Annotated in this window: 12 protein-coding genes and 1 pseudogene; 10 read left to right on the top strand and 3 right to left on the bottom strand. The window is 63.5% G+C overall.

What is annotated here, in order from left to right:
• Positions 1-251: 251 nt before the first annotated feature.
• The 7 genes from rsmI to ABIB00_RS26810 all read left to right on the top strand — a co-directional run bounded on the left by rsmI (position 252) and on the right by ABIB00_RS26810 (position 7,283).
• Complete coding sequence (gene rsmI / locus ABIB00_RS26840) at positions 252-1,202, top strand: 16S rRNA (cytidine(1402)-2'-O)-methyltransferase (protein ID WP_354048496.1); 951 nt, start codon at positions 252-254, stop codon at positions 1,200-1,202.
• Positions 1,189-1,590 carry a YraN family protein gene (locus ABIB00_RS26835; RefSeq protein WP_247352626.1) on the top strand — a complete coding sequence of 134 codons (402 nt, stop codon included), beginning with the start codon at positions 1,189-1,191 and terminating at the stop codon, positions 1,588-1,590. Before rsmI ends, ABIB00_RS26835 begins: the two co-directional genes overlap by 14 nt.
• Before the next feature lie 10 nt (positions 1,591-1,600).
• A complete protein-coding gene (gene gshB / locus ABIB00_RS26830; protein WP_354106440.1) occupies positions 1,601-2,545 on the top strand; it encodes a glutathione synthase in 945 nt (314 codons plus the stop codon).
• 308 nt (positions 2,546-2,853) lie between these two features.
• Positions 2,854-3,678: a Flp pilus assembly protein CpaB gene (gene cpaB, locus ABIB00_RS26825; protein ID WP_354106439.1), complete on the top strand. Its 825-nt coding sequence runs from the start codon at positions 2,854-2,856 to the stop codon at positions 3,676-3,678.
• A 10-nt stretch (positions 3,679-3,688) separates the two neighbouring features.
• A complete protein-coding gene (locus ABIB00_RS26820; protein ID WP_354048538.1) occupies positions 3,689-5,206 on the top strand; it encodes a type II and III secretion system protein family protein in 1,518 nt (505 codons plus the stop codon).
• Between the two features lie 56 nt (positions 5,207-5,262).
• Positions 5,263-5,997: a CpaD family pilus assembly protein gene (locus ABIB00_RS26815; RefSeq protein ID WP_354106438.1), complete on the top strand. Its 735-nt coding sequence runs from the start codon at positions 5,263-5,265 to the stop codon at positions 5,995-5,997.
• The gene (locus ABIB00_RS26810) at positions 5,994-7,283 is read left to right on the top strand and encodes a CpaE/TadZ family protein (RefSeq protein ID WP_247352619.1); all 1,290 of its coding nucleotides are present in this window, start codon (positions 5,994-5,996) and stop codon (positions 7,281-7,283) included. The genes ABIB00_RS26815 and ABIB00_RS26810 overlap by 4 nt, the downstream gene beginning before the upstream one ends.
• Positions 7,284-7,358: 75 nt before the next feature.
• On the opposite strand, the gene ABIB00_RS26805 is transcribed toward ABIB00_RS26810, so the two are convergent.
• The gene (locus tag ABIB00_RS26805; protein WP_354106437.1) at positions 7,359-8,144 is read right to left on the bottom strand and encodes a tetratricopeptide repeat protein; all 786 of its coding nucleotides are present in this window, start codon (positions 8,142-8,144) and stop codon (positions 7,359-7,361) included.
• A 136-nt stretch (positions 8,145-8,280) separates the two neighbouring features.
• Positions 8,281-8,526 (bottom strand): PilZ domain-containing protein, encoded by a 246-nt coding sequence (locus ABIB00_RS26800; RefSeq protein ID WP_247352615.1) that lies wholly within the window; start codon positions 8,524-8,526, stop codon positions 8,281-8,283.
• A 228-nt stretch (positions 8,527-8,754) separates the two neighbouring features.
• On the opposite strand from ABIB00_RS26800, the pseudogene ABIB00_RS26795 reads away from it, so the two are divergent.
• Positions 8,755-9,399: pseudogene (locus tag ABIB00_RS26795) on the top strand (magnesium chelatase domain-containing protein); the annotation flags it as partial.
• A 71-nt stretch (positions 9,400-9,470) separates the two neighbouring features.
• Here the strand turns inward: ABIB00_RS26795 and ABIB00_RS26790 are convergent.
• Entirely contained in the window at positions 9,471-10,022 is a 552-nt protein-coding gene (locus ABIB00_RS26790; RefSeq protein WP_354106436.1) for a hypothetical protein, read from the bottom strand.
• 417 nt (positions 10,023-10,439) lie between these two features.
• Here ABIB00_RS26790 and ABIB00_RS26785 point away from each other — a divergent pair, with 417 nt between their 5' ends.
• Complete coding sequence (locus tag ABIB00_RS26785; RefSeq protein ID WP_354106435.1) at positions 10,440-11,069, top strand: hypothetical protein; 630 nt, start codon at positions 10,440-10,442, stop codon at positions 11,067-11,069.
• A 64-nt stretch (positions 11,070-11,133) separates the two neighbouring features.
• Positions 11,134-12,894: a DNA polymerase gene (locus tag ABIB00_RS26780; RefSeq protein ID WP_354106434.1), complete on the top strand. Its 1,761-nt coding sequence runs from the start codon at positions 11,134-11,136 to the stop codon at positions 12,892-12,894.
• Positions 12,895-12,980: the final 86 nt, after the last annotated feature.

The raw sequence follows: 12,980 nt of genomic DNA, 5'->3' as shown, positions 1-12,980 counted from the left end.
ATAGTTAACTCAAACAAAAGGATAATGACCGCTTAACGCGGCTCAACCTTAAAGTCCTGGCTAGCTGTCCACCGTCCGCCACCCAGCATCAAGGCGGCGTTTCCGCCGTGAATATGGCGCTGACGCTCCATTCCCTCTGGAATGTGATGCCGGATGGATCACATTCCCGTCCTTCCTCGCCCCTCACCCAAGCGATCTTTTTCCAAGGACCGGTTCCCAGCCCCGGGGATCATGCCTAAGTTCGATTCATTATGCGCGCAAAGCCATCCCCGATAAATACACCTGAGACTGCGGATCCCGCCTCGCGCGGTTTCTCCATCGACGCCCATCGTCTTGCGGCGCCGAAGGCCGCGCCGGGCCTGCATTTGGTCGCGACCCCCATCGGCAATCTCGGCGACATCACGCTGCGGGCGCTGCAGACCCTCGCCGGGGTCGATGTCATCGCCTGCGAGGACACCCGCATCACGCGGCGTCTGACCGAGCGCTACGCCATTGCGGCGCAGCTCAAGCAATATCACGAGCACAACGCCGAAGCGGCCCGTCCAAAAATCCTGGAGGCGCTGGGGCAGGGCGGCTCCATCGCGCTGGTGTCGGACGCCGGCACGCCGCTGATCTCGGATCCCGGCTTCAAGCTGGTGCGCGAGGTCTGCGCCGCCGGCCACGCGGTCTACGCGCTGCCCGGCCCGTCCTCGGTGCTGGCGGCGCTGTCGGTCGCCGCGCTGCCGACCGACCGCTTCTTCTTCGAGGGGTTCTTGCCGTCGAAATCGGCCGCGCGACGATCGCGCCTGGCCGAACTCGCGCGCATCGATGCGACGCTGGTGATGTTCGACTCCGGCAACCGCGTGCAGGACACGCTCGCGGAGCTCGCCGAGATCATGGGGACCCGCGAAGCCGCGATCTGCCGCGAGCTGACCAAACTGCACGAGGAGATTTCGCGCGCGACGCTGCATGAGCTGGCGCGCGACGCCGACACGCTGGAGACGCGCGGCGAATTCGTGCTGGTGATCGCTCCGCCTGCGCCGGATGCCGAGATGCTGACATCGGATGCGCTCGACGACGTCCTGCGCGAGCAGCTTGCCGCGCACAGCGTCAAGGACGCGGTGGCGCACGCGGTCGCGCTCTCGGGCCGGCCGCGCCGCGAGGTTTATGCCCGCGCGCTCGCGCTTGCCAAAGACCTGCGGGGCGGCGATGGCGAAGAATGAGGTCCCGGCGGAACCGAAGGTCGCCTCGCCCGAGCGCGTCGCCGCGTTCCGCACCGGCATCTCCGCGGAAAGCCGCGCCGCAGCCTATCTCATGGCCAAGGGCTACCGCATCCTCGCCAAACGCTACCGCACACCGCATGGCGAGATCGACATCGTGGCGCGCCGCCGCGATTTGATCGCCTTCGTCGAGGTCAAGGCGCGCGCGACGCTGGACGACGCCGCCTTCGCCGTGACGCCGCGCCAGCAGCAGCGCATCATCAATGCCGCGCAAGGCTGGCTCGTCGCGCATCCCGAGCATGCGGAATTTGAAATGCGATTCGATGCCATGCTGATTGCGCCGCGGTCACTTCCACGCCATGTGTTGGCGGCATTCGACGCCTCGACCTGAAAGGCAGACCATGAAACTGAACGTCGCCGTCCAGATGGACCCCATCGCCCGCATCAACATCAAGGGCGATTCCACCTTTGCGCTGCTGCTGGAGGCGCAGAAGCGCGGCCACGGCCTGTCCTATTACACGCCCGACAAGCTCTCGATGGTCGGCGAGGAGATCGTCGCTCCCGTCCAGCTGCTCACCGTGCGCGACGAGCCCGGCAACCACTTCACCCTGGGCGAGCCGCGGCGTGAGGCGCTCAACGGCTTTGACGTGGTGCTGCTGCGCCAGGACCCGCCGTTCGACCTCGCCTACATCACCTCGACCCACCTTCTCGAACGCATCCATCCGAACACACTCGTCGTCAACGATCCCGCCTCGGTGCGCAATGCGCCGGAAAAGCTGCTCGTGATGAACTTTCCGCAGCTGATGCCGCCGACGCTGATCTCGCGCGACCTGGACGAGATCAACGCTTTTCGCGACAAGAACGGCGCCGTCGTCATGAAGCCGCTGCACGGGCACGGCGGCGCGGCGGTATTCCGCGTGATGCCCCAGGACATGAATTTCGGGTCGCTGTTCGACATGTTCTCGGTGACCTTCAGGGAGCCCTGGGTGATCCAGCAGTTCATCCCCGAGGTGAAGCACGGCGACAAGCGCATCATCCTGATCAACGGCGAGTTCGCCGGCGCGGTGAACCGCGTCCCGGCCGCAGACGACCTCCGCTCCAACATGGTGCGCGGCGGCGCAGCGCAGGAGACCGAGCTCACGCCGCGCGAGCGCGAGATCTGCGCCACCGTCGGGCCGGCGCTGCGCGAGCGCGGGCTGTTGTTCGTCGGCATCGACGTCATCGACGGCAACCTCACCGAGATCAACGTGACCTCGCCAACCGGCATTCGCGCGATTGCAAATCTCGGCGGCCCTGACGTTGCGGCAAAGCTCTGGGACGTCATCGAGCAGAAGCGGGCGAAGTAGGCACCGGTGCGTAGCCCGGAGTGAAGAAAACTCCGGGCTACGCACCGCGCACGCTGCTCCGCGCACACATCACTAACCACCCGTTCACCATGACGCCGCGCGCATCATTCGAACGCGTGGCCGCTGCGTGAAACTACGGAGCCGGTGGCCGACCGGCTAACGCGACGTTCACCATCTGCCGAAAGACCGTAGCGCCGCCAGCGCTCACATTCGGCCTCGCAACACCCCTTATACTTTTACTGCCTACTCATCGACGTCGGGGAACCCGCCAGGTGCGGTTCGAGTGCCCCGCGTAAGAGTAGAGGCGTATGAACACCGCACGCATTGTCGTTCTCGTCATCGCGCTGGGCGCCGGCGGCGTCGCTGCGTATCTGGCGAGCGGCTATGAGAACAGGCCCGCGCCCGCTCTCCCCGTCGCCGAGAAGCTACCGACGGTCGAGGTGCTGGTCGCCAAGAACGACATCCAACTCGGCCAGGCCGTGAAGCCCGATGACCTGCAATGGCAGGTCTGGCCGGCGGCGACCGCGAGCAGCGCCTTCATCCGCCGCGACAACAGGCCCGAGGCGCAGACCCAGATCGCAGGTTGGATCGCGCGCGTGCCGTTGATGCAAGGCGAGCCGATCCGCGAGCAGAAGCTGGTCAAGGCCGAAGGCTCCGGCTTCATGGCCGCGATCCTGCCGTCGGGCATGCGCGCCGTCTCCACCGAACTCTCAGCCGAGACCGGCGCCGGCGGCTTCATCCTGCCGAATGACCGCGTCGACGTCGTGCTGACCCGTCGCCTGAAGAATCCCGACGGCGCGAACAACAGCAACGGCCCGACCGGCGGTAACGACCTCGTCCTGTCCGAGGTCATCCTGAACAATATCCGCGTGCTCGCGATCGACCAGGCGCCGAAGGAAAAGGACGGCCAGAACGCCGTCGTCGGCAAGACCGTCACGCTCGAGCTCAGGCCCGACCAGGTCGCCACGCTATCGGCCGCGCGTCAGAGCGGCACGCTGTCGCTCGCGCTGCGCAGCATCGTCGATGCCAACTCGGTCGACGGCACGCCCGAGGACCAGGCGATCAAGCGTCCCGGCGGGATCAACGTCATTCGCTACGGCGTGCAGGCGCGGCAACTGACGTCACAGAAGTGATGGGGACATGATGAACTACGGGGATGATCGGACCGGCATGCGGATTCGGGGGAATCGCGCGCGCTCGTTCTGGACGGGGACGATGCTGATCCTGGGGCTCTTCGCAGCCCCCGATATCGTCAGCGCCGCAGATGCGCCGGTCGGCGACCAGGCGCCGATGCAGGCACCGGATCTCGATGTGGCGTCGGTCGCGACGATCGCGCCGGCGAGGACGCGCTTCCTGTCGCTCGGCGTCGGCAAATCCGCCGTCATCGACCTGCCGCGCGAGGTCAAGGACGTGCTGGTGGCCGACCCCAAGATCGCCAATGCGGTGATCCGCTCGGCCCAACGCGCCTACATCATCGGCGCACAGGTCGGCCAGACCAACGTCGTGTTCTTTGGCGCCGACGGCCAGCAGGTCGCCGCCTATGACATCGCGGTGAAGCGCGACCTCAACGGCATGCGTGCGGCGCTGCGTCAGTCGCTGCCGGGTGTGCAGATCGAAGGCGTCGGCGACAGCGTGATGCTGACCGGCTCGGTGTCGAGCCCGGTCGAGGCCCAGCAGGCCGGCGACGTCGCCGCGAAGCTGGTCGGCAACTCCGAGAAGGTCGTCAACAACATCGTCGTGCGCGGCCGCGACCAGGTGATGCTCAAGGTCGTCGTCGGCGAAGTGCGCCGCGATATCGTCAAGCAGCTGGGCGTCGATCTCAGCGCCAGCCTGAACGCCGGCACCGCGGTCGTCAACTTCAACAATTCCAACCCGTTCTCGGTCAGCGGCGGACCGATCGTCAGCAACAACGGATTAGGCGTAGCCGGCCTCACCAAGGGCGTCGCGACCGTCAGCGCCACGATGCGCGCGATGGAAAGCGCCGGTGTCATGCGTACGCTCGCCGAACCGAGCCTGACCGCGATCTCCGGCGAATCCGCCACCTTCATCGCCGGCGGCGAATTCCCGATTCCGTCAGGCTATGCCTGCGATCCGGTCACCCACGTCTGTACCACCCAGATCACCTACAAGAAGTTCGGCATCTCCCTGAACTTCACCCCGGTCGTGCTCAGCGAGGGCCGAATCAGCCTGCGCGTGATGACTGAGGTGTCCGAGCTGTCGAGCCAGAGCGCCATCACGGTCACCCAGGCGCTGTCCTCGTCCTCGACCAACTCGATCACCATCCCCTCGATCCAGACCCGCCGCGCCGAAACGACGCTGGAAATTCCCTCGGGCGGCTCAATGGCGATGGCCGGCCTGATCCAGCAGCAGACCAAACAGGCGATCAACGGCCTGCCCGGCGTCGACCAGGTGCCGATCCTCGGCGCGCTGTTCCGCAGCCAGGACTTCGTCAACAACGAAACCGAGCTGATGGTGATCGTGACGCCCTATGTGGTGCGCGCGGTGGCCCAGAAGGAATTGTCGCGGCCCGACGACGGCTTCGCGCCGGCGTCTGACGCCCAGACGGCGCTGCTCGGCCGCATGAACCGTCTCTATGGCATCGCGCGCCGCGTCGATCCGATCGCGGGCACGCCCGACGATTTCGGTTTCATCATCGACTGATGACGAACGGACGGCTTGGGGAACGAGGCGAGGGATGGGCAAGAGGGGATGAAGCGATGACGAAAACCATGGCCGATCGACGTCGCAAGTTGAGCGTCGCGCTGGCGCTGACGGGACTCTCCGTCATGCTGGGCGCCTGCAACACCACCGGCGAGACCGTCACCCAGACGGTGCCGACCGACTATCGCCAGCGTCACCCGATCGTGGTGCAGGAAGCCAAGAAGTCGATCGTGATCTTCGTCGGCAAGGCTCGCGGCGGCCTCTCGGCCGCACAGCGCTCGGACGTCGCTGGCGTTGCCCGTGACTGGGGCCGCGAAGGCACGGGCTCGGTTGTCGTCGACGTCCCCGTCGACGCCGCGAATTCGCGCGCGGCGGCAGCGACCTATCACGAAATCCGTTCCGTGCTCGCATCCGGCGGCGTACCCTCGCGCGCGATCGTCCAGCATCCTTATCGGCCCGAGGATCCCGGACTGCTGCCCACCATCCGCCTGAGCTATTCCCGGATCGCCGCGGTCGCCGGCCCCTGCGGGCTGTGGCCCGAAGACGTCGGCCCCAGCATCCTCGATCCCGGCTACAACGAGAACCGGCCCTACTTCAATCTGGGCTGCGCCACCCAGCGCAATCTCGCGGCGATGATCGACAATCCGGCCGACCTCGAGCAGCCGCGGTCCGAGACGCCGGTCTATACCGCACGGCGCGACATCGCCTTCGAGCGCTATCGCAAGGGCACGCCGATCGCGACCGCCAATCCAGAGGCCGACAAGGCCAAACTCAGCGACACAGGCAGATGACAAGCGTCCACGACGAAGAAGCGGACGATCCGCAGCATCCCGAGGAACACATTGCGCCGGTTCCTCGCATCTCCGTGCAGGCCTTTTGCGAGACCGCGCAGACGCTCGCCGCGATGACCGCGGCCGGGCAGGATCGCCGTCTTGCCAAGGCACATCTCACCGCCAAGGACGGTGGCCTCGCCGCGGCCATCGAAGTCTATGAAACGATGCCAACGCCGAACGTCATTGTGATCGAATCCGACGGCACGCGTGACATCCTCGAAGGGCTCGACGACCTCGCCGGCGTCTGCGATCCCGGCACCCGTGTGGTCGTGATCGGCAATCCCAACGACACCGCGCCCTATCGCGAGCTGGTGCGCCGCGGCGTCAACGATTATGTGGTGGGACCGGTCGAAACGCTCGACGTCGTCCGCTCGATCTGCAGCCTGTTCTCGGCGTCCGAAACCATCATCACCGGCCGCGTCATCGCGGTGGTCGGCGCCAAGGGTGGCGTCGGCGCCTCCACCGTCGCGCACAATGTGGCCTGGACCATCGCCCGCGACCTCGCGCTTGACTCCGTCGTGATCGATCTCGACCTTGCCTTCGGCACCGCGGGTCTCGACTACAACCAGGACCCGATGCAGGGCATCGCCAATGCGGTGCTGTCGCAGGACCGGCCGGACACGGCGCTGATGGAGCGCCTGCTCGCCAAATGCACCGAGCGGCTCAGCCTGCTCGCCGCGCCCGTAACGCTCGACCGCGTCTACGATTTCGGCGCGGAGGCCTTCGACGCGGTGTTCGACACGCTGCGCATGACCACGCCCTGCATCGTGCTCGACGTTCCCCATCAATGGTCGGGCTGGACGCGGCGTGCGCTGGTCAACGCGGACGACATCGTGATCGTGGCCGAGCCCGATCTTGCGAACCTGCGCAACACCAAGAACATGCTGAACGTGTTGAAGGCGGCGCGGCCGAACGACCGGCCGCCGCTCTACTGCATCAACCAGGTCGGCATGCCGAAGCGGGCGGAGATCGAGGTCAAGGCATTCGCCAAGACCATGGAGAGCCAGCCGATCGCGGTGATCCCGTTCGATTCGAAGCTGTTCTCCACCGCGGCCAACAACGGCCAGATGATTGCGGAGGTCTCCAAAAGCCACCGCACCACCGAGCTGTTCCAGAACATGGCGAACCGCCTCGCCGGGCGCGGCGAGGTGAAGAAGCCGAAGCGCTCGCTGCTCGGACCGCTCCTGAAGAAGCTGAAGGGCAGGTCGGGGCGCGGGTCGGCCCCGCATCGCAAGGCGTCGTAAGCGCAAGCGCGCTTTCGCGCGAAGTGGATACCGGTTCGCGTCAAGCAAACGCGGCAAGACCAGGCAGTCGGCGGGTTACTTGTCCGCCCGCTGCTGCTTCTTCGCCAGCAACTGCCGCAGCCCCGTGACCTTTTCCGCCGCCTGATCCGGCGGCAGATCGGCCTTCACGATGGTTTCGGCTTCGGCCTGCTTTCCTTCCAGCCCCACCACCAGCGCGAGGTTGGCGCGCACGCGGGAATCGGCGGGGTTGCGCGAATTCGCGCGGCGCAGTGTTTCCTCGGCCCGCGGAAGGTTGTTCTGGAGCATGTAGGACAGTCCGAGATTGGACAGCACCGACGGCTCTTCGGGCACGATCTTCAAGGCGGTGGCGTAATATTGCTGCGCCTCCTCGCTGCGGCCGAGCTGATCGAGCGCGGCGCCCTGCGCCGACAGGATGCGCCAGTCTGGATCTTCAGGCGAATGCGCGCGACCGAGGACGTCGAACGCCTGCTGGAAATTGCCGCTGTCGGCGAGCGCGCGGCCATAGCCGGCGAGCACCGCCTTGTTGGTGGAATGCGCGAGTACGGCCTGCTCCAGCACCGCAAGCGCCTGCGCGCGCTGGCCGGTCTGGCGCAGCGCCTTGCCATATTCGAGTGCGACGTTGGGATCGCCAGGCTTGGCGCGATAGCGCTCACGCAGCGCGTCCATGTCCGGCTTCGCGTCCGGCTTGGCGTCGAGCCTGCCGGCCATCTCCGACTTTCCGCCGAGGGCGCCGGTGATGTCCTCGATGCCCGTGGTCTGACAGCCGCCGAGGGCCAGGATCAGAAGCGCGGAAAACAGAAATCTCGCCGGGGGAGAGGCAACGGACAAACGCTTGGACATACTCTGATCACTCGGCGACTGATCAGAGATGCTTACCGATTAACGCTAAAGTCCCGTTAAGGAAGCGCGCTTCCTTCTATTGTTTGAGCATGATCTTTTCGGAAAACCGCTTCACACTTTTCCGGATCATGCTCGCCTAGTCCGTGAATTCAGCGCCGAACTCGCACCCGATGCGCCAGCGCAGGCGGCACTGGCGGGAATAGTCGGGCGCGAAGATGATGGTGAATTGCGGCGGCACCTCCAGAAACTCGGCCACCACTTTCACGCCGCCATCCGAAATATCCGTGATCGTGCAATCCCTCGGCAGCGAGCCCGAGCCAAAGTGAATCTTGGCGAGCCGAGTGCAACCCCGACGTTCGCTTCTCCGGCGATTTGCAAGCATTTGAATTGTTCACCCGTTAGACCACGGCCCATCCCGCAGCCTCAGGAGTAGCGGACATTCGTTGGAATGTGCTGAGGAGAGCCGCGCGCATTCGAGGCGTAGTGTCCTGGTCGTGTTTACAATTGGTTAGGGCCTTCGAGCTCCCCTCAAGCTGTTCCCGTATTGTTCTTGCAAGACCCGCCCCGCTCTGCTACCCCTAATTGTGCAAGAGGGCAGGCTGGTTCGGGCATGGTTCAGCGGGTTTCTACCGTCGCCTTTGAGGGGATCGAGGCCCGCGCGGTCGACGTGCAGGTGCAGGTCGCGCCGGGTCTGCCGGCCTTCGCGATCGTAGGTCTCCCGGACAAGGCGGTGTCGGAGGCCCGCGAGCGGGTCCGCTCGGCGCTGATCGCCTCGGGCCTGGCGCTGCCGGCGCGGCGGATCACCGTCAATCTCGCGCCCGCCGATCTGCCCAAGGAGGGCAGCCATTACGACCTGCCGATCGCGCTCGGTCTGATGGGGGCGATCGGCGCAATTCCCCCGGATGCGCTGACCGGCTTCACCGTTCTGGGCGAGCTCGGCCTCGACGGATCGATCGCACCGGTGGCCGGTGTTCTTCCCGCCGCGATCGGCGCCAATGTGCGCGAGGAGGGACTGATCTGTCCGGCGGCTTGCGGCTCCGAAGCGGCGTGGGCGAGCCCGGACATCCAGATCATCGCCGCAAGTTCACTCATTCAGATCGCCAACCACTTCAAAGGGACGCAGGTGCTGTCGCGGCCGGTGCCGAAGGTGCACGAAGCAGCCGCCTCGCTGCTCGACCTGCGCGACATCAAGGGCCAGGAGAGCGCCAAGCGGGCGCTGGAGATCGCGGCCGCCGGCGGGCATCATCTGCTCATGTGATGTCCTTTTGATTTCGAATGGCCACCTGATCTTCAAGTGATGTCTTTTGTTGGCGATCCTAATGCAGCCTAAGGTTTGCTCATCTTGGTTCGAGGAGCAGACCCGGGGCCCTTGAGGGCCAACAGCCATTTGCGTATTTCGGCCTCGCCTTCGGGGTCCTTGAGCAAAGTGGGCTCTTGCTGCAACCTGGAGTGAGCCCAGTTCATTGCGAAATACATCTGCCTCAAAAGAGCATTTTTGACCTTTTCAGGTTTAACACCATTAACCAAGTCCACGATGGGGTGCTTTTTGGCGATCAGCTTCATGCATATGCCATGGAGATCGTCGCCCGGACTGAGCAGTTTTTGCTCGTATGCTGCTTTCAGCAGATCTAGGTATGCGAAAGTGTCCCAAGTTTTGGGATGAGGTTTTTTTTCGTAGTGAATTTCGGCAAACATCCCCAGGAGCAAGTACCAGCTGATTTGATAGCGCGGGTCGAGATCGGACTGGTCGAACAGTTCGGCTATGGGCCCATTCAGGTCATGAAATGCTTCGGCCATAAGCTCTTCACCTCTGACCTCGCACCCGATCCAGTCCTTTAACCTGCTATCGATCCGTTTTTTGTAGGGCTTATCTGCCATTCGAACCCTCAAAATTTCAGCGGCAACCCATTGGGTCGGCTGCATTTCGCCAGTTTTTTCCGAGTGCTACTCGATCCTTCAAAGCAGCGGCATGACACTCACGTTGCCCATTTTGAGCAAGGAGAGAGATACATGTCGAAGAACGTCCAACTACCTGCAAAGGCAAGAACCAAGATCGCCAGTGGCCCGGATCGGGTGAACCTCGTCGGGCGCATCAGCAAGCTTAGATTCTCGTCAGCGAGGAAGCCGCCTGGCGGCGAACTCCTGCAGATTGTCCGCAAACAAATGCACGGCCAATCGAGGGCGTTATACATCGATAGGCACAGGCCGGAAACGCTTGTGGCTGCGATGGTGAAGAACTCTCCGGTCACCTCTCGCGGAGACCGTCGTCCTCCGTATCTGACGGGAGGACGGTAAATGTCTACGCTCGACAAACCGACGGAAACCGCCGCCACGATCGAACAGCCTAAGCTTAGCTCTGGAGCGGCTGGTTTCTTCGACGATCTTGAACTGCTGAAGCTCTCCCAAGAGGAGGCGGGGATTCAGGGCGCGAACGAGATCCTCTCGCGCATTCCGGTCCGGAAGCCACAAAAGCACGAATATTTTCGCGTTCGCCCCGGCGATGAGAACTGCTTTACGGCAGTGCTCTACGAGGACCGCGAAACGCGGGAGCATTATTTCGTTGCGCCTAAGATGCTCCCGCTCCTGCGTGCCGTGACCGACGTTTCGGTCGCAACGCTGGTTCCGTTCATCACGAAGCAAAAGATGGTTGGCGTCTTCCCGCTCAAGCTCGCGAGCGATGCCACCGCGCAAGGCGGTTGGCAGACCACGGCTATGACGGCGGCCCACTTGGCAAAAACCAAATGGATCCGCATGCAGGCCGACATGGCTTTGTCAGGATACAGAATCTATGAGGCAGAGGGGCAGCTTGGGGAACCCAAGTGGCCGGCGGAGCCGTTCAATGAGCTTCTGGACCTTGCGTTTAAGGACCGTGTGATCTCGAGCCAGGACCACCCGATGTTCAACAAGATCCTCGGCCGGATCTAGAACACTAAAGGGCGGCGGCCAAACCCGCCGTCCTCTCCCTACTCGATAAATTAGTGATACCATCATGTCCATCTTGGCTGGGCAGCTGGACGCGTTCGCTCGCGTGTCGCTGGTCGATTTTGAATTTCGTGCGCTGAACGGCAGCCGTCCCGACGTGGTGTGCATGGTTGTCCGGGATTACCGCTCCGGCGAAGTGCGGCGGTATTGGCGTGACGAGATTGCAAATCTCCGCGGGTGCCCGTTCCCGGTTGGTCCGAGAGACGCCATGGTAGCTTTCTACGCCTCCGCCGAGTTGGGCTGCATGCTCGAACTTGGTTGGCGACTGCCTTCTTCCGTAATTGACCTGTTTGCCGAGCATCGTGTCCAGACTAACGGTCTGCAGCTGCCGGCGGGAAACGGTCTGCTGGGCGCCCTTGCCTGGCGAGGTCTAGCGCGCATCGACGTCGCCGCGAAAGACGCAATGCGAGACAAAGTTCTATACCAATCGTCATGGTCGGAAGTTGAGCAGGCCGAGATCCTTGCCTATTGCGAGTCGGATGTGGATGCCCTCGCAAGCCTGCTCAATGCCGTGTCACCGACCTTGGACCTGCCTCGTGCCCTGCTTCGGGGCCGATACATGGCGGCGATAGCAAAAATGGAGCGCACTGGTATCCCGATCGATACTGAACTCCGCCAGAGTTTTGTCGAAGGTTGGCGACGCGCTCGCGTGGAGCTGGTCAAGACCGTCGATGCTGACTACGGCGTTTATGATGGCCTAAGGTTTAAGCGCGGTCGGTTCGATGAGTGGCTGCGCGTTCACGGTATCCCCTGGCCGCGCACCGATGCTGGCTTTCTGAGACTCGACGACGAAACCTTCAAGGAGCAGGCGTTGGTCTGGCCTGTACTGAAGCAGCTGCGCGAGCTCAGGCAGGCTCTGACCAGCATGCACTTGCCCGACCTTCCGGTCGGTCCAGACGGCCGCAATCGTACTCTCTTGGCTCCGTTTGCCTCCAAGACCGGTCGCAATCAGCCTTCGGCCAAACGCTTCGCGTTTGGGCTCGCCGCATGGCAACGGGGCATTATCCGACCGTCGGAAGGTTGGGGGTTGGCCTATGTCGACTTTTCTTCCCAAGAGATCGGCATTGCGGCGGGGTTGTCTGGTGACGTCGGTTTAATTAACGCCTACGAGAGCGGCGACCCCTATCTCGCATTCGGCCAACAGGCAGGGCTTGTGCCGGCTGGGGCCACCCGTGAATCTCACGCTCGAGTTCGCGACGTCTGCAAGACCGTCGTGCTTGGGCTCAACTATGGGCTCGGAGCGGAAAGAATGGCCTACCAGGCGGGCATTGCTCCTGTCCAGGCAACTGAGCTTATTCAACGCCACCGCATTGCGTACCCTCGCTATTGGCGCTGGAGCGAAGACATTGTCACGTCCGCACTGCTCAGCAATGAGATGACGTCGCTTTTCGGATGGCGTCGCACGATTGGCTCTCTCGATCGCCCGACTTCGCTGATGAACTTCCCGATGCAAGCGAATGGGGCCGAGATGATGCGGGCTGCCGCTATAGGCGCTACAGAGGCTGGAATCGCGGTTTGCGCCCCTGTCCATGACGCATTCCTGATTGCAGCGCCGATCGAGCAGCTCGATCACGACGTCGAACGGATGCGTCAACTGATGGCTATGGCTGGACGCGTCGTAACAGGGGGTATCAACATTCGTACTGATGCGAAGGTCGTCCGATATCCGCACCGGTACATGGATGAGCGCGGCGCCGATATGTGGAATCGAGTGGTTCGGCTGATTGATCGACCCGATGCAGTCTACGCACTCCCGTCCGTCGCATAGAAGCGAAACCAGCTTCGCAGAAGAGCGACCCCGTCTCCTCTAATCTGAGTCTACTAATGCCTTCATCAATGATCCACGAGGTTGAG

Origin of the sequence: Bradyrhizobium sp. LB14.3 (genome assembly GCF_040547985.1) — a bacterium.
GTDB lineage: Bacteria > Pseudomonadota > Alphaproteobacteria > Rhizobiales > Xanthobacteraceae > Bradyrhizobium.
This window is presented reverse-complemented; position numbering and strand designations above follow the sequence as displayed.

Excerpts from the sequence above, each read along its gene's own strand:
- rsmI (WP_354048496.1), top strand. The coding sequence starts at position 252 with ATGCGCGCAAAGCCATCCCCGATAAATACACCTGAGACTGCGGATCCC.
- ABIB00_RS26835 (WP_247352626.1), top strand. The coding sequence starts at position 1,189 with ATGGCGAAGAATGAGGTCCCGGCGGAACCGAAGGTCGCCTCGCCCGAG.
- gshB (WP_354106440.1), top strand. The coding sequence starts at position 1,601 with ATGAAACTGAACGTCGCCGTCCAGATGGACCCCATCGCCCGCATCAAC.
- cpaB (WP_354106439.1), top strand. The coding sequence starts at position 2,854 with ATGAACACCGCACGCATTGTCGTTCTCGTCATCGCGCTGGGCGCCGGC.
- ABIB00_RS26820 (WP_354048538.1), top strand. The coding sequence starts at position 3,689 with ATGAACTACGGGGATGATCGGACCGGCATGCGGATTCGGGGGAATCGC.
- ABIB00_RS26815 (WP_354106438.1), top strand. The coding sequence starts at position 5,263 with ATGACGAAAACCATGGCCGATCGACGTCGCAAGTTGAGCGTCGCGCTG.
- ABIB00_RS26810 (WP_247352619.1), top strand. The coding sequence starts at position 5,994 with ATGACAAGCGTCCACGACGAAGAAGCGGACGATCCGCAGCATCCCGAG.
- ABIB00_RS26805 (WP_354106437.1), bottom strand. The coding sequence starts at position 8,144 with ATGTCCAAGCGTTTGTCCGTTGCCTCTCCCCCGGCGAGATTTCTGTTT.
- ABIB00_RS26800 (WP_247352615.1), bottom strand. The coding sequence starts at position 8,526 with ATGCTTGCAAATCGCCGGAGAAGCGAACGTCGGGGTTGCACTCGGCTC.
- ABIB00_RS26790 (WP_354106436.1), bottom strand. The coding sequence starts at position 10,022 with ATGGCAGATAAGCCCTACAAAAAACGGATCGATAGCAGGTTAAAGGAC.
- ABIB00_RS26785 (WP_354106435.1), top strand. The coding sequence starts at position 10,440 with ATGTCTACGCTCGACAAACCGACGGAAACCGCCGCCACGATCGAACAG.
- ABIB00_RS26780 (WP_354106434.1), top strand. The coding sequence starts at position 11,134 with ATGTCCATCTTGGCTGGGCAGCTGGACGCGTTCGCTCGCGTGTCGCTG.